This is a genomic window from Methanospirillum sp. (genome assembly GCF_028679455.1).
Taxonomy (GTDB): domain Archaea; phylum Halobacteriota; class Methanomicrobia; order Methanomicrobiales; family Methanospirillaceae; genus Methanospirillum.
The window spans coordinates 1-13,875 of the sequence record NZ_JAJRBM010000056.1 but is presented as its reverse complement, the minus strand read 5'-3'; the positions used below and the strand labels follow the sequence as shown (position 1 = coordinate 13,875).

Annotated in this window: 18 protein-coding genes; 7 read left to right on the top strand and 11 right to left on the bottom strand. The window is 47.3% G+C overall.

The genetic code is table 11. The features are described from left to right. Positions 1-43: 43 nt before the first annotated feature. On the bottom strand, positions 44-1,297 hold the full coding sequence (locus tag LUQ50_RS01885; RefSeq protein ID WP_300035343.1) for a TM1812 family CRISPR-associated protein: 1,254 nt from the start codon (positions 1,295-1,297) through the stop codon (positions 44-46). 86 nt (positions 1,298-1,383) lie between these two features. On the opposite strand from LUQ50_RS01885, the gene LUQ50_RS01880 reads away from it, so the two are divergent. Continuing rightward, positions 1,384-2,577 (top strand): glycosyltransferase family 4 protein, encoded by a 1,194-nt coding sequence (locus LUQ50_RS01880; RefSeq protein WP_300035338.1) that lies wholly within the window; start codon positions 1,384-1,386, stop codon positions 2,575-2,577. A 2-nt stretch (positions 2,578-2,579) separates the two neighbouring features. Then, complete coding sequence (locus LUQ50_RS01875; RefSeq protein WP_300035335.1) at positions 2,580-2,882, top strand: YunC family protein; 303 nt, start codon at positions 2,580-2,582, stop codon at positions 2,880-2,882. Between the two features lie 45 nt (positions 2,883-2,927). On the opposite strand, the gene LUQ50_RS01870 is transcribed toward LUQ50_RS01875, so the two are convergent. After that, positions 2,928-3,113 carry a hypothetical protein gene (locus tag LUQ50_RS01870; protein WP_300035332.1) on the bottom strand — a complete coding sequence of 62 codons (186 nt, stop codon included), beginning with the start codon at positions 3,111-3,113 and terminating at the stop codon, positions 2,928-2,930. A gap of 124 nt (positions 3,114-3,237) precedes the next feature. Between LUQ50_RS01870 and LUQ50_RS01865 the strand changes: the two genes are divergently transcribed. Beyond that, positions 3,238-3,687 (top strand): universal stress protein, encoded by a 450-nt coding sequence (locus tag LUQ50_RS01865; RefSeq protein ID WP_300035329.1) that lies wholly within the window; start codon positions 3,238-3,240, stop codon positions 3,685-3,687. A gap of 29 nt (positions 3,688-3,716) precedes the next feature. On the opposite strand, the gene LUQ50_RS01860 is transcribed toward LUQ50_RS01865, so the two are convergent. The 4 genes from LUQ50_RS01860 to cofG form a co-directional block, all read right to left on the bottom strand. Then, the gene (locus LUQ50_RS01860) at positions 3,717-4,409 is read right to left on the bottom strand and encodes a DUF4013 domain-containing protein (RefSeq protein WP_300035326.1); all 693 of its coding nucleotides are present in this window, start codon (positions 4,407-4,409) and stop codon (positions 3,717-3,719) included. Between the two features lie 119 nt (positions 4,410-4,528). After that, complete coding sequence (locus LUQ50_RS01855) at positions 4,529-4,807, bottom strand: ferredoxin-thioredoxin reductase catalytic domain-containing protein (protein ID WP_300035323.1); 279 nt, start codon at positions 4,805-4,807, stop codon at positions 4,529-4,531. Between the two features lie 165 nt (positions 4,808-4,972). Continuing rightward, positions 4,973-5,689, bottom strand: a complete 717-nt coding sequence (purC, locus tag LUQ50_RS01850) for a phosphoribosylaminoimidazolesuccinocarboxamide synthase (protein WP_300035320.1) — start codon at positions 5,687-5,689, stop codon at positions 4,973-4,975. Beyond that, positions 5,686-6,672: a 7,8-didemethyl-8-hydroxy-5-deazariboflavin synthase CofG gene (cofG, locus tag LUQ50_RS01845; protein ID WP_300035346.1), complete on the bottom strand. Its 987-nt coding sequence runs from the start codon at positions 6,670-6,672 to the stop codon at positions 5,686-5,688. Before cofG ends, purC begins: the two co-directional genes overlap by 4 nt. A 191-nt stretch (positions 6,673-6,863) precedes the next feature. Here cofG and cofC point away from each other — a divergent pair, with 191 nt between their 5' ends. Continuing rightward, a complete protein-coding gene (cofC, locus tag LUQ50_RS01840) occupies positions 6,864-7,496 on the top strand; it encodes a 2-phospho-L-lactate guanylyltransferase (protein ID WP_300035317.1) in 633 nt (210 codons plus the stop codon). 77 nt (positions 7,497-7,573) lie between these two features. Here the strand turns inward: cofC and LUQ50_RS01835 are convergent, their stop codons facing one another. Beyond that, a complete protein-coding gene (locus LUQ50_RS01835; RefSeq protein ID WP_300035314.1) occupies positions 7,574-8,008 on the bottom strand; it encodes a PPC domain-containing DNA-binding protein in 435 nt (144 codons plus the stop codon). 260 nt (positions 8,009-8,268) lie between these two features. Between LUQ50_RS01835 and htpX the strand changes: the two genes are divergently transcribed. Next, on the top strand, positions 8,269-9,150 hold the full coding sequence (htpX, locus tag LUQ50_RS01830; RefSeq protein WP_300035311.1) for a zinc metalloprotease HtpX: 882 nt from the start codon (positions 8,269-8,271) through the stop codon (positions 9,148-9,150). Between the two features lie 65 nt (positions 9,151-9,215). Here htpX and LUQ50_RS01825 read toward each other — a convergent pair whose 3' ends face one another. Beyond that, positions 9,216-9,608, bottom strand: coding sequence for a PaaI family thioesterase (locus tag LUQ50_RS01825; protein WP_300035307.1), 393 nt, complete (start codon positions 9,606-9,608; stop codon positions 9,216-9,218). Positions 9,609-9,663: 55 nt separating this feature from the next. Further along, the gene (locus LUQ50_RS01820) at positions 9,664-11,061 is read right to left on the bottom strand and encodes a SpoIIE family protein phosphatase (protein ID WP_300035304.1); all 1,398 of its coding nucleotides are present in this window, start codon (positions 11,059-11,061) and stop codon (positions 9,664-9,666) included. 213 nt (positions 11,062-11,274) lie between these two features. Here LUQ50_RS01820 and LUQ50_RS01815 point away from each other — a divergent pair, with 213 nt between their 5' ends. Further along, a complete protein-coding gene (locus LUQ50_RS01815) occupies positions 11,275-11,850 on the top strand; it encodes a YbhB/YbcL family Raf kinase inhibitor-like protein (RefSeq protein ID WP_300035301.1) in 576 nt (191 codons plus the stop codon). Positions 11,851-12,006: 156 nt separating this feature from the next. On the opposite strand, the gene LUQ50_RS01810 is transcribed toward LUQ50_RS01815, so the two are convergent. Next, on the bottom strand, positions 12,007-12,384 hold the full coding sequence (locus LUQ50_RS01810; RefSeq protein ID WP_300035297.1) for a response regulator: 378 nt from the start codon (positions 12,382-12,384) through the stop codon (positions 12,007-12,009). Positions 12,385-12,507: 123 nt separating this feature from the next. Here LUQ50_RS01810 and LUQ50_RS01805 point away from each other — a divergent pair, with 123 nt between their 5' ends. Next, complete coding sequence (locus LUQ50_RS01805) at positions 12,508-13,626, top strand: TIGR04084 family radical SAM/SPASM domain-containing protein (protein WP_300035294.1); 1,119 nt, start codon at positions 12,508-12,510, stop codon at positions 13,624-13,626. 56 nt (positions 13,627-13,682) lie between these two features. On the opposite strand, the gene LUQ50_RS01800 is transcribed toward LUQ50_RS01805, so the two are convergent. Further along, positions 13,683-13,875, bottom strand: a 193-nt coding sequence (locus LUQ50_RS01800; protein ID WP_300035291.1) for a hypothetical protein, incomplete at its 5' end; no start/stop codon positions are given.

The following is a 13,875-nucleotide window of genomic DNA, read 5'->3' as shown; positions in this document are numbered from 1 at the left end:
TCAGATCACTGAATACTTACAACTTTTTTTTATTTTTCCGGGTTCAGATCTCTGAATCAGCCCCGGGAGCTTTATCAGTCTCTGGAAATTTCACGCCGGTATATGCTGCAAACAGAATCAGGTCATCAGGGATCTGGTTGATTCGCTGAAGTAGTGATTTGAGGCTGTCGTTCCGGCGATTCATGCCACAATGGGCAAGATCATTTCTCAGTGCTGATACCCGTTCCCATATCGGCATCATTGCGTTCCAGTGTACTTCCGACAACAGCAGGTGGGTGTACTGTGTGGTCTCTGCAGGAATTCCCTGCATAGTCAGTGCCAGCCCGGTCATGGTCCTGGCGATCAGGTGTCTGGAATCTGCATCGAGCCAGTCGTCATCGATCCCGAACCGGAGCATCATCAGGGATATGATCCATTCCCGTCCTAGTGACACTGCCTGAAGGTTAAACCCTTTATTGATCTGGTATCGGATCAACCGGTGCTGGTTTCGAAGGTATGATGGAGTAAGATGATCCGGACTTGGCAGTGCAGCCATCTCACCGATGATCTCCAGATCTTTTATCACCGGTAGTAATACCGGAGCAAACCTGGATATCTCCCCTCTGATCCGGGGAAGATCATGAATTATTCCCCATCCTGCGTACAGGGCATCAACAGGACGGGAGAGCCTGATTGCTGTGGTGAAGGTCTCGAGCAGATGTGACCAGCCTTTCAGCCTGGTTGGCGGGTCATCCTCATTGCCTGACCGGTATATCTGCCCCTGCAGTCCGGTAAGCAGTTCTGCCATCTGTTCTGCATTGGTATGGGATATCAGAGCACGCACCCCTTCAATCCAGTCGATTACCTGAAGGATAGGTTGCAGGTTGATGAAATGTCTGAGTCCGAACTCATCTGGTGGTGATGCGTATATCACTCCTACTATCTTCACCTTTCTGACCTCTTTCATCCATGTTGCCACAAGAGATATGATGAACGGGAGGCTGTCTCTGCCGTCGGTGATGTCAAAGAGGATCTCTTCCCCCTCGTCTGCGAGCGTGGCAAGCAGTGAGAATGTCTCCCATAGTTCCGCTTCGTTAGTTCCAGCGGGAATCCAGAGTTTTCTTACCGGTATACCTCTTGATTCACAGGTGGCGGCGATGGATGCACTCCGTGGATCCTGAATACAGAGAATGATCTCATCCACCTGCCAGAAATTATGGATCGCCTCCTGTACCAGATCTGTATCCAGACAGTGGTCATCATGGCAGAACCGTGATCTGCCATTCTGAATTGGGGTGATACATGAGATGCATCGCATTGGATTCTTGATCTTGATATACCGGGAGGGATAAATGCTGATCGAATAGATCCAGGCATGCCATCGGTGGCATCCGGAGTATCCTGATGAAGATCGGCTATATCTATGATGTGATCTATCCTGAAACGATTGGCGGGGTGGAAAAACGCATTCATGAGATCGGTGTCAGACTAGCTGCCCGTGGCCATGAGATTCATCTCTATGGTATGAAGTATTGGGATGGACCTGATATCATTGAGCGGGAGGGAATGGTCCTGCATGGGGTCTGCCCGGCAATGGGTCTCTATACTGAAGGACGAAGATCTATTCTGCAGGCAGTCCGCTATACTATCGGACTGGTTCCCCATCTCCTGAAGTCAGAGATGGAGATCTTTGACTGCCAGAATTTTCCGTATTTTCCTGCAATTCTGCTCTCCATCTTTTGCAGGTTGAAAAAAAGATGCCTGGTCGTAACCTGGCATGAGTTCTGGGGGCGGTACTGGTTTGACTATCTGGGGGATAGTGGTCTTTTAGGGCTCCTGATCGAACGGATTGCCCTTGTTCTCTCTCCACGGGTAATTGCGGTCTCTCTGCTCACTGCTCATCAGATGAAGGATACCGGATATGCTGGTGACGTGACCCGTATTCCAAACGGTATCGATACTGCCGCTATCTCTGCAGTTTCACCCTCACAGGAAACCTCTGATCTGATCTTTGTCGGAAGGTTCATTCCTGAGAAACATCCTGAACTGGTGATAGATGCGGTCAGGATTCTGATTGATGAATATCCGGATCTGCATGCCATGTTAATAGGTGACGGACCTGATTTTGTTATCATCAGGGAGCGTATTCAGCAGTATGGTCTTTCCGGGCATATCACCTGCAAAGGATTTGTAAAAGACCATGAAGCTGTCATTGGTTTGATGAAAGCTTCAAAAGTGTACGTTCTTCCCAGTGAACGGGAAGGGTTTGGGATCGCTGCAATTGAAGCAATGGCATGCGGGCTTTCTATTGTCACTGCAGATCATCCCCGTAATGCGGCGACATCCCATGTTCTGCCCGGAGCAGGGGCCTGTACATCACTGAACCCTGAAGATATTGCAGCGGGTATCAGGTATTGTCTGCAGAATCGCCCGGACTACGTGTCTCTTGCCTCATATGTGGCTGCTCATGACTGGGATCAGGTAACCCGGGATCTTGAACAATATTACCGGACCACAATAACTGATTCATGCCAGAAGCAGATACCTGACCAGCGTTGTTCTGCTATCTTTGATATATTCAGGCAGCCTGAACTATAAGTATGGCATCTGAATCTTTCTCCCTGGGAGGGAAGACCTTTACGGGACATGTGATTCCTATCGGTCCGGTAAACCTTGTATTTGCATTGGGAGAAAAGGGACTTGTTGGTTGTGGTGCAGTGGATGTGCTTGCCCTTGATAAGTTCCATATTCCGGCTGCCAAGGTTCGTCCAGTTTCAACTCCATCAGTTAGTTCTATTGATGAACTTCTGACTGGTGAGATCGTTTCGGTAAATCAGGCCGGTACTGGTCTCGGGATTACCATTGGCATGAGCGGGAAAGATGCCCTGCTCAGGGTTTCATAACTTTTTGTGTTCAATAAACGACGAAAAAGAGAGAAGATACTGATATCATCTGCTTGCTTCAGCAATCAGAACCCGCCATTTGGTCCCATGTAGATCAATGGTGTTCCAGTATGCTTCTCTTCCCTTTGGTTCAGCGGGATCAGCATGCCAGAGTTCATAGGAAATATGTCCTTCCTTTCTGATCATCATGACTTGTTTTACATCCCTGATGGTCGGGAACTCAGTTACCAAGTTATCTGGTCATATCATATCCCTGTTAATACCGATTTTTTTGATGAAGTCAGGGCATTCATGCTGATTTCAGGCAGGCTGTAGGTATCATTATCTTTTAATTCCCTGCCGGAGATAAGACTTCATGTACAAACGTATTCTCATCGGCGTTGATGGTTCCCCTGAAAGCATGAAAGCACTTCGTGATGCATTAGGTCTTTCAAAACTCCTGAATGCTACGCTTGATCTGCTCTTTGTCATTCCTCCGCGTATCTATGCCCAATGTGCAGAACAGGATGTTGTAGTACATAAGTCTGATGGAAATGCACACATAAGCATGCTCCAAATGGAAGAAAATGAACTTTTCGATGCAATTCATGCGATCGCAGCCGAAGAAGGACATGAAGTCGCGATTCATACCCGGGTAGGTGATGCGGTTGAAGGACTGATTGAGTTCTCGGCATCACATGGGAGTGATCTGATCGTCGTCGGGTCCAGTGGGAAGGGAATGGCAGGCAGGTTAATCCTGGGGAGTGTCAGTACCGGGATAGTTCATCAAAGCCGGGTACCAGTGTTAGTTATCAAACCAGAATAAGTGAAAAAAAGCAGTGACCGAAAGGTCATTTAGGGTTTGTTATCGTAGACGTTGCGGGTAACCTTGGCAATAAAGACAGCCCAGAGCGGGCTGAGTACCATACCAACGATAACGCCAAGGGGCGGAATAACATTGAGTCCCATGATGATGACACAGAGGATCATCGAGATGATCCAGATGATTACCCACATCAGGACATATGTTCCCCAGCCGATTCCGTCTCCGACCTTTCTTGTGATATCACCGATACTGAACGCATCCATGATACTGCCAGTTCTTGAAAAGTGGACGTATGCCATGTACATGATCAGCGTGATGACTGCGAAGACAAGGCCGGTAACAAGGAGCCCGATGCTCCCAATGATAAGACCAAGGATCTCATCAATGCGACCCTTGCTCAAGACTGCACCCACGATTGGTGCAAGGCTTAGCAGACCGAGAACTACTCCTACAATGATTGCCGGGATCATGTAAAGGATAGTTACAATGTTTAGTTTCCACCCGTCAACAAAGAGCTTCTTGTAGTCGTCAATGTCAGGTGCAGCGTTGCTTGTTGAGCCGTACACTCTGACCAGGTACCCGTTGAACAGTGGAATGATACAGATTGTAACGGTCTGGATGATGAGCAGCACGATAAGGAGTATCCAGCGCTGCCACTTATCTACCAGTCCTCCTCTCACGTACTCGGAACCGTCAGAAAGTATTGCAGAATATGATGCCATGTATGTATGCCTCCTGTTGTACATAATCAGGATTATTCATCGTATCAAGATATCGAAATGTACCGGGAATATGAATCACGGTCAGGGTTATCGTTTATATAGTGAGGGAAAAGAGGTGGTTAAGCCTCTTTATCATAGAAAAAATTACATGTACAGTGGCCGGCCTGGTCAAGTTCATCCTGGTGATACACGCATGGACAGATGATCTTCTTGTCAGTTTCAGGTTCTCCTGATCTGATCCGGCATGGACAGTATTGGGCTCCGAACCGTTCGGTGTTACGGGCTAGTCCCTTGATAACCGCTTCAAGCTGCCGGTCATCCGGGTTGAGGATCCATCCATGATCCCTGGCATATCCTTCAGCCCAGGTACGTATCGCCTCTTCCTGTTCTGCACTCATGATATCACTGTATTTCTATTCATTCTGCAATCTCATCAATATAGTGGAGATGTTTGATTGAGTTTCCATTTGTGTGCTGATATCGATGCATCTTCTGAAATCTGATAACAATGGGGGGAGTATAGTAAGTAGATTTCGGCGCTCTCATTCCTGCATGGTAATCAATTATCCGCGAAAGTCCGGAATGATCCGCTCTAACACCCGACGATACGCGGTCATCACATCCCCTTTCTCAAACCGGTATACGTCTTTGTCAAATGACTCTCCGGTTTTCTTGTCCCAGAGCCTCATAGAGTCCATGCTGATCTCATCGCCAAGGAGAATGGTTCCCTTCGCCTTCCCAAACTCAAGTTTGAAGTCAACCAGCCTGATGCCGAACTCATCAAAGAACTTTGATAAAATCACATTGACTTTCAGAGCTGCTGTTTTGACGATCGCAAGTTCATCAGGGTTCAGGATATCAAGAGCATAGATGATCTCATCATTGATCATCGGGTCTCCCCGCTCGTCGTCTTTGTAATCGATCGCAATGACCGGAGGATTCAAAACAGTACCCTCTTTCACCGGGTATTTCTTCACCATAGATCCGGCAGCAACATTCCTGACAATCACCTCAAGTGGAATCATCTGGAGTTTTTTTACGATCATCGTCTCCGGGTCAGGCCTGTTGATGAAATGGGTGGATACCCCGTTCTCCTCTAAAAGGCGCATGAAGAATTCTGATGCGGTTGCATTAAACCGCCCTTTATTCTCAAACTGGTCGTGTTTGACACCGTTGAAAGCGGTCATATCATTGCGGAAGACTACCCTCAGTTCATCCGGATTATGGGTCCGGTACACTGATTTGGCCTTCCCCTCATACAGGGGGGTCTCCATGCTCATAGCATACCTCTCTCACTAATTCTGTTCTCCAACTTCATGATATAATCCTTTAGTCCTGGTGGGTACCATCCTTTTTTGATGTATTTCGGGTAGATACACAGGCGTTCACGCAGCGTATACCCGTTTGTCAGCCGTCTGAGTTCCTCAATACCTGGCCATGGGTGTTCCGGGTTGACATAATCCGGGGTTACCGGTGAAACACCACCGAGATCGGTAACTCCGAATCTGAGCAGGGATTGTGAGTCTGCCAGATTTGGTGGGATCTGGATTGAGATATCAGGTGGAAGAATCTCATTGGCAAGACTGATCGTACCCTGCATCGTCTCCGTGGTGGCTCCCGGGAAAGCAGCCATATCAGTCCCCGGTTTTGGGCAGAAGTTCTGAATGATGATCTCCTGGATGTGATCATATCGGTGGTGGAGATCGCTGATAACCCTGAGTGATTCTGCCCGGTCTTCTCTGGTCTCACCGATGCCGATGAGCAGTCCGGTGGTGAATGGTATCTGAAGTTTACCGGCGTCCTCGATCATTGCAATACGCACTTCCGGTTTCTTTCCCGGACAACCGCGATGGGCAGGAATTTCAGCCGTGGTCTCGAGCATCAGGCCCATGCTTGCATTCAGGGGTTTGAGTTGTTCCAGTTCTTCATAGGTCAGGATCCCGGCATTGGTGTGGGGAAGCATCCCATGTGCGATGGCACGCGCTGACATCTCCATGCAGTACTCAAGAATGGTGGAATAACCCAGTGTTTTCAGATATGGTTCAAATCCCGGGACCATTTCTGGCCGCTCTCCAAATGTGAAAAGTACCTCAGTGCATCCGAACTGCTCTCCCCGGATCAGAAGTTTATCGAGTTCATCAGGCATTGTCAGGCAACCCTGACTCACCGGGCGTCTGAATGTACAATATCCACAATGGTTTTGACAGACAAAAGTAAGGGGCAGGAAGACATTCCGGGAATAGGTGATAACGTCCCCGTTCATAGATCCATGAACAGCCTCTGCCCGTTCATGGGTGGATACGATGAGTGATGATGGCATAACTTTCTGTTCACCTATCGTTAGGAGTCACAAGGTTATCAATGGTCTTTGAACCGAACGGTATTATCCGCTTCATTTAATCCATACACCGGCTAACCATGTACCCGCAGCCCGGCTAAAGGCTGGTACATATTATGAGAGTTCAGGTAGTCATCCCATTTAAACCTAAAAATCCAAAAACACGCCTATCCACTGTCCTTACTGATGAAGAGCGGGAGCTCTTTGCCATGGCAATGCTTCGGGACGTTCTCTCTGCAATACGGAGTGCAGGGTGTGATCCGCTTGTCCTCTCCACCGCTCAGTTCACGCTCCCTCACGAAGAACAGGTGCGGGTAGAGATCCTGGATCAGGGGCTCAATGAGGCACTTGATACCTTCTGTATCGCAAACACCGGTCCGCTCGCGATCATCATGGCTGATCTGGCGCTTGCGGATCGGTTCTCTATCCTTACCCTGATGAACTCAGGATCTGACATGGCGATCGTCCCTGGTCGGGGAGGGGGGACCAATGCGGTCTATATCAGGTATGCTGACCGGTTCAGAGCACAATATTACGGGACCAGTTATCTCAAGCATGTCAGGTTTGCTGAAGATGCCGGTCTCTCCTGTTCGGTTATCGATTCCTTCAGACTCTACTGCGATGTGGATGAGCAGGAAGACCTGGTTGAGGTGCTGCTTCATACCTCCGGACACGCACGTACCTATCTTGAATCACTTGGATTCAGGATTGAATCGCGTAAAAGCAGGATTGGGGTTTCAAGAACCTAATCCGGTAAAAATATCTCTTGCCTGCATAATTCCTGCATGAAACAGGAGTATGGTATGTGGTATATGGTATGACCCGGTTATACTACAGGCAGATGAAGTCCTGTCTGTTCGTCTGTCTTATCTTTGATGATAAACCCTGAAAACTCGGTTATGACCGCTTCTATAACGATGTACACGCTCATATCTTCTCTGAAGCACCCCGTGAGCGCACTTTTTTCCCGTCCTGCAGAAGCATGAAGATGAATTATCGGGCCATCAACTCCTGACCTGATTATTGCAATGCCGACCAGTTCGTGTGCTTCATCGAGCGACTGCCAGACCTGGTCAGGAGGAAGAACGGTTATCCTTGGCCCGGTCACCAGGTTTCCCTTCGATACTGCTCCAATAAGTTGAATTATCCCGGACTGAATCTGATGCTCCCGAATGAATGTCTGCAATCCTGAGATCAGATCCTCTCCATGATCAAATCTGATGTAAAATATTCTTCCAGGGGTTCCTGCTGCATATTGCATACCGCATCTTGTACCTTCTTTCAGGTATCTGAATTCCTGTTTGATCCTGAATTATTGTCTGCCAGTTTCTGGCCCTTCTTGTTTTTCTCATAGCAGGGCCGGTTCACAACTCAGCAGGTATCAGGCCGGTTCAAAAGTTCCTCACCTATTAAGGTTTCTCTATCGTAAAATCCATCATTCTTATGGGAATGTAATATTTTTGTTGTTCTGAACCGAAAATGGGGGAATGTTTATGATGACGTGCTCGCATATCTACTTGAATGATATGGAAACGTGACTGGGGACTGACCTACCGGGTTTTTATCACCTGGTCTCTGCTCCTCCTGGTATATCTCGTATTTATGGGCATCCTCCTGGCACTCAAGATCAATGCCTGGTTCATTGTAATCATCGCAGTGGGTATGGGACTTGTCCAGTACTTCTTCTCTGACAAACTGGTAATGATGAGTACTGGTGCCAGAATTGTTGAAGAGGATGAAGAACCTGCGCTTCACCGGATGATTGAGAAGTTATGTACCGATGCAGGACTTCCCAAACCAAAAGTTGCAGTTATGCAGTCACCAATCCCGAATGCATTTGCCACCGGCAGGAGTCCGACTCATGCTGTAGTAGCGGTAACCGACTCGATTATGAGAACTCTGAATCAGCAGGAACTTGAAGCGGTTATTGCCCATGAGCTTTCGCACATCAAGAATCGAGACATCCTTACGATGACATTTGCATCGTTCATTGCAATGATCGCCTCAATGATCATGCAGAACTTCCTGTTTGCTTCGATCTTTGATCGACGTGAGGGTGGTGCAGGCGCCTGGATAATTGCAGGTATTGTTGCTGCGGTTGTCTGGGTTGTAGCAACCATTCTCATGATGGCCCTTTCCCGGTACCGAGAGTTTGCAGCAGATCGTGGGAGTGCATATATTACTAATAATCCACAGGCACTCATCTCGGCACTGACCAAGATTAGCGGACGTATGGAGTATGTTCCCGCCGATGCCAAGGTTGCAGCAGAAGGTGCAAATGCTTTCTTCATCTTTCCGGCAATATCAGGAAAGACCCTGGCAAGTCTCTTCTCCACTCATCCTTCACTGGAGAAGCGGATTGAGAACCTGAAAAAGGTTGAGACTGAACTTCGCGGGTATTAAATAATATTAACCCGCGAAATCGCGGATTCTTTTTTTGTAATTTGTATTTTTTGTACGATAAACCGTTATTGTTTCGGTTTTTTCCGGTAGGCAAGACCCTGAAATACCGCGATCTTCTCCCGGTCCTGATCATAGAGTTCCACGATATAGGATCCGAGTTTGGGATTCGATGAGAATTCTTTTGCTTCTGCAATCAGGGTTCCGGAAGAGATGGCCTTCATGTAAGTGATGGAGGTATTGATTGCAACTGCTGGAATCCCGCTCGTGTTGCTCGCGATAGCAAAGGCTTCATCAGCCAGCGAAAAGATTACACCGCCATGAACTGTTCCATGGCTGTTCAGATGTTTTTCTGTAACCTTCAGGTGAAGGACCGCTTCACCGGGAGAAGAGGAGATCAGTTTGATCCCAAGTTCACGGGAGAATGGGTCAGCATCAAAAAATGAATTTTCGGTGTTCATAGTAAAATCCTACTCGTTGGTTGTGATAGTAAATGGATTAGATCGGAATGCCCGATCAGGTGCTCTGCAGTTCCTCACCTTTCATCACGATAATGGTAATATCATCAAACTGATCCTGTCCATCAGTATATCCGGAGACTGCCTGTATAATTGCATCACGAATCTCTGCTGCGGGGAGGTTCCGGTTTTCCCAGACAATTGATTCTAACCGTTCTACTCCAAATTCTTCATCTTTCCGGTTGACTGATTCAGTAACCCCGTCTGTATACATGACCAGGATATCATCTGGTTCAAGGGTGGTAACCGGTTCGGTATATTCCCCGTCGTCCATGATTCCCAGAGCTGGCCCGGTAGGATACAATTCCTCAAGGGTTCCCTGTTCCCTGAAGAGAAGCGGAGGGTTATGGCCGGCATTTACAAAAGTTAATGTTCGCTTGTCAGGGTGTAATACGCAAAAAAAGAGTGTGACAAACATCCCTGATCTCGCATCCTCGCAGATCATCATATTGGTCTCGGTGATTACACTCACTGCAGATTTGTGCCAGGTTGCATTGGCACGGGTTATCGTCCGTGAGAGAGCCATGAACAGAGCTGCAGGTACTCCTTTTCCAGATACGTCTGCTATTAGAATTCCAACTTTATCCTGGGACACGGGGACAATGACATCGTAAAAATCTCCTCCAACCTCACGGGCAGGCAGACTCATTGGAGCAACCTGGTATCCTTTGATCGATGGAATGGTATCTGGAAGGAAGCTGAGTTGTATGTCTCGTGCGATGTTGAGTTCAGCCTGTTTACGTTGGAGATCATCCCTGATCAGATCCCGTTCCCGGGAAGTCTTCCGTTCTATTATCATGTTCTGATAAATATATGAGAAGATAGCGATTCCTGCCATGTTGGCGAGTGTCATGGGTATGACTACTTGTGAAACCAATGAAACAGCCTGGCTCGTTGGCCTGCTGATCAGGAGAACGAGGCCCATATGGATCAGTTCCATGCAGCCGGCAATGAGCACTGCACCTTTCAGACCGATGAACTGTCGCCGGTTGAGATAATAGACTCCTCCTCCTATAAGACCGGCAATTATGGCAGCAAGGGTACAAGCAACCCGGGTAAATTCACTTCCAAAAGCGAATCGATAAAGACCACCGATGATGCCTGCTCCCAGCCCGACGACCGGCCCACAGGTCAGACCTGCGGCTATGGGCCCGAGATCCCTGATGTTGATTTGAGTACCAAATACATAGATCCCGCTTTCTGTACCATAGATTGAGACCAACCCAAAGAGCAGCGTCATCAGCAGTGAACTCTTCCATGTCAGCGTTTGATTCTGAAAGTCAGTAAAGAACCTGGATCGCATAATCAGGTAGGTGATTACGATGATCACACATACCATCTGGAGAAGAATGACGCATGTCTGAATGTTTGCAATAATAGGTTCTAAAAATGTCATGAATTATCAGCATCAGGTTATGGTTCTGGTCACCCTGAAGGGAATCCACTCCTATGGTATACAGGTAGTATGTCCTGGTTTTTATCCTGATCAGTATTGGTTCTGAAGTAAATGTCAATCATCGTCCACATGCGATATTTGACAGATTGGGTAGATCCCGAAATGAGTTGAATTGAACGAAACTATCAATGCCTCAAATGATAATAACCAACTATGAACTTATATCAATCTCTGCTGGTCCTTACATGCATTCTGGCAATTCTGGTTTCTGGTTGTCTACAGGCATCTGAATCATCAGGCAATCAACCAGGTGCTGCTGTAGACTCAAATCACTCATTGAAAGTATCTGTTAATTCAGCGATTAATGGATCAACACTGCCTACCCGCTATACCTGTATGGGACCCGGGCAGGTTCCTTCAATTTTCTGGAAAGATGCTCCATCTGCAGCCCGTTCAATGGTGCTCATAATGGATGATCCAGACGCTTCGGACCGAGTCTATACCCACTGGATAGTATATAATCTATCTCCGGAATCCGAAGCGATTCCGCCGAATCAGATGCCTGTTTCAGAGCGGGCAGGTTCCGGCTATCAGGGGATCAACTCGATGGGAACCCGTGGTTATACACCGGCCTGTCCGCCGTCTGGAACTCCTCACCGTTATATATTCACCCTCTACGCTCTGGATACAAACATCTCTCCCGATCCGCCAGACCGGTCGCATATTGATGCGGCAATGGAAGGTCATGTACTAGCACAGGCACGAATTGTGACTTTCTTGGGTCAGTGATCTGATGAAATGGATATCCTTCAGGTTCATCAATCTCTCTTTCCTTTCGACTGATGTCTGAAAAATCCTGACGAATAGAGGATCTCTTGTAATATTTTTAGTTCTGGATAAGAGTTAAGATTTGAGCCGATGCTCTATCAATCTTCAATTTATACCTTATTTGAGTACTGATTTGATGGTCTCGTCAAGGACTGCCTTGGTGTATGGTTTCATCAGAACGCCTGAGAATCCGAAATCCCTGAATTGGGCAACTGCCGGGTCATTTGCATCACCACTGGAAACGAGTGCATTGACAGCCGGGTCCGTCTCATGAAGAGCTGAAATTACCTCTTTTCCTCCAAGACCTCCTGGAACGGTGAGATCCAGTATGACTACATCGAATCTGGCTTCCTGACTGAGAGCAGAGCGATATGCATCAATCGTATCCTCTCCTCTGCTGGTAATAACTGCATCGTACCCGAGTTTTTTCAGGAGGATAGCGGTGATCTCACAGATTGCTGGTTCATCATCCAGGAGGAGAACTCGGTAGGTCATGGAACGTATATTGGTATGTATGACCATCCCCCCATATTTAGTTGTGTACTGAAGTCGGGTTTTTCTCCTGGTTGATATCAGTGATCTTCATATCCGAATGCAATCCAATTCTATTCGATTTTTGTGTATATTCATCTCTTTCTCACCGACTCATGTAATCTATCCTGTGCCTACTGCAGGGGGAAAATATTTGACACTCCTGAACTGGAACGGGATTCTATTACCATAGATGCAGACATTCCCGTTGAGGTTACCTATGATTTATGTGATCTCTATACGTTCTTATCCCGTGATCCTGATGTGGTGGTGACCTTTATCGGTGGAGAACCTACGATGCGCAGCGATCTCATCGTCAGGATTATGGAGGATCTTCCTGATACCAGATTTATGATCCAGACGAATGGACTTCTTCTTCACCGGCTTCCGTCATCAATAGTCAACCGGTTTGAAACAATCCTGATCTCCATAGATGGCGATGAAGAGATGACAGATGCCGGCAGGGGTGCTGGAACCTATCGCAGGGTGATGACCAACATTCAGCATGTTCTGGCAGGTGGATATGCTGGTGAAATCATTGCACGAATGACGGTTCATGAACCGGTGGATATTCTTCATGCTGTTCAGTATCTCTCACAGAATCAGGATTATTCGTTCTCATCAATACACTGGCAGATTGATGCCAACTTCTGGAACGATTATCAGATCCGAAAGTTCAGAACCTGGGTGGGGGCTTCGTACCTTCCCGGGGTCAGATCTCTGATACATGACTGGGTGTCCCGGATGGAACAGGATGGAACTGTTGAAAAATGGTATCCTTTCATTGATCCGGTAGAAGATATGCTGCTCAACCGGCCCTCGCGTCTTCGCTGTGGATCCGGATTTGCGAATTATACGGTTCTTACGAATGGGAAGATCTCCCCCTGTCCGATCATGGTGGGTATGGCAGATTATTATCTGGGATCAATTGGCGATGCTGATATACTGAATCTTCCTGATATTCCGGTTACCGGTCACTGCTCCGTCTGTGAAATTCGTGAATTGTGTGGAGGGCGTTGTCTTTATTCAGCTATTATGGAACCCTGGCCGCCTGAAGGACGTGATCTCGTATGTGCAACGGTCAGGGAATTGTTCAGCGAGTTATCTGATGTTCTTCCCCGGATAAAGGCTTTAATGAATGCTGGTACGATAACCCTGGCAGATTTTGCTCATGAGAAATATAACGGGTGTGAAATTATCCCTTGATATCTGATTCGTAGTGGGAAAAAAGTGAATTCTGTCTTCTGACAGATTATCGTAATTTATACGGATGCAGTTTTGTTTGCTGCAGAAGCCTTTGACATGGGTGAGGTTTCAATACTGGCTTCTACAGATTTTGTGCTCTGCTTTGATCCGGTCTGCTTTACCTCTACTGATGCTGTAGAACTTGAGTTGCCAGTAACTGATTCTTTTGAGGTCTCATTCTTGACACTCTTTTGTGCAGTCATATTTCCT

Bases quoted from the DNA above. Each gene is read 5' to 3' on its own strand.
- LUQ50_RS01820 (WP_300035304.1), bottom strand. From the start codon at position 11,061: ATGACATTTTTAGAACCTATTATTGCAAACATTCAGACATGCGTCATT.
- LUQ50_RS01835 (WP_300035314.1), bottom strand. From the start codon at position 8,008: ATGCAATATGCAGCAGGAACCCCTGGAAGAATATTTTACATCAGATTT.
- LUQ50_RS01860 (WP_300035326.1), bottom strand. From the start codon at position 4,409: ATGGCATCATATTCTGCAATACTTTCTGACGGTTCCGAGTACGTGAGA.
- LUQ50_RS01855 (WP_300035323.1), bottom strand. From the start codon at position 4,807: ATGAGTGCAGAACAGGAAGAGGCGATACGTACCTGGGCTGAAGGATAT.
- LUQ50_RS01810 (WP_300035297.1), bottom strand. From the start codon at position 12,384: ATGACCTACCGAGTTCTCCTCCTGGATGATGAACCAGCAATCTGTGAG.
- LUQ50_RS01815 (WP_300035301.1), top strand. From the start codon at position 11,275: ATGAACTTATATCAATCTCTGCTGGTCCTTACATGCATTCTGGCAATT.
- LUQ50_RS01875 (WP_300035335.1), top strand. From the start codon at position 2,580: ATGGCATCTGAATCTTTCTCCCTGGGAGGGAAGACCTTTACGGGACAT.
- purC (WP_300035320.1), bottom strand. From the start codon at position 5,689: ATGAGCATGGAGACCCCCCTGTATGAGGGGAAGGCCAAATCAGTGTAC.
- LUQ50_RS01865 (WP_300035329.1), top strand. From the start codon at position 3,238: ATGTACAAACGTATTCTCATCGGCGTTGATGGTTCCCCTGAAAGCATG.
- LUQ50_RS01880 (WP_300035338.1), top strand. From the start codon at position 1,384: ATGAAGATCGGCTATATCTATGATGTGATCTATCCTGAAACGATTGGC.
- cofG (WP_300035346.1), bottom strand. From the start codon at position 6,672: ATGAACGGGGACGTTATCACCTATTCCCGGAATGTCTTCCTGCCCCTT.
- LUQ50_RS01825 (WP_300035307.1), bottom strand. From the start codon at position 9,608: ATGAACACCGAAAATTCATTTTTTGATGCTGACCCATTCTCCCGTGAA.
- cofC (WP_300035317.1), top strand. From the start codon at position 6,864: ATGAGAGTTCAGGTAGTCATCCCATTTAAACCTAAAAATCCAAAAACA.
- htpX (WP_300035311.1), top strand. From the start codon at position 8,269: ATGATATGGAAACGTGACTGGGGACTGACCTACCGGGTTTTTATCACC.
- LUQ50_RS01885 (WP_300035343.1), bottom strand. From the start codon at position 1,297: ATGCGATGCATCTCATGTATCACCCCAATTCAGAATGGCAGATCACGG.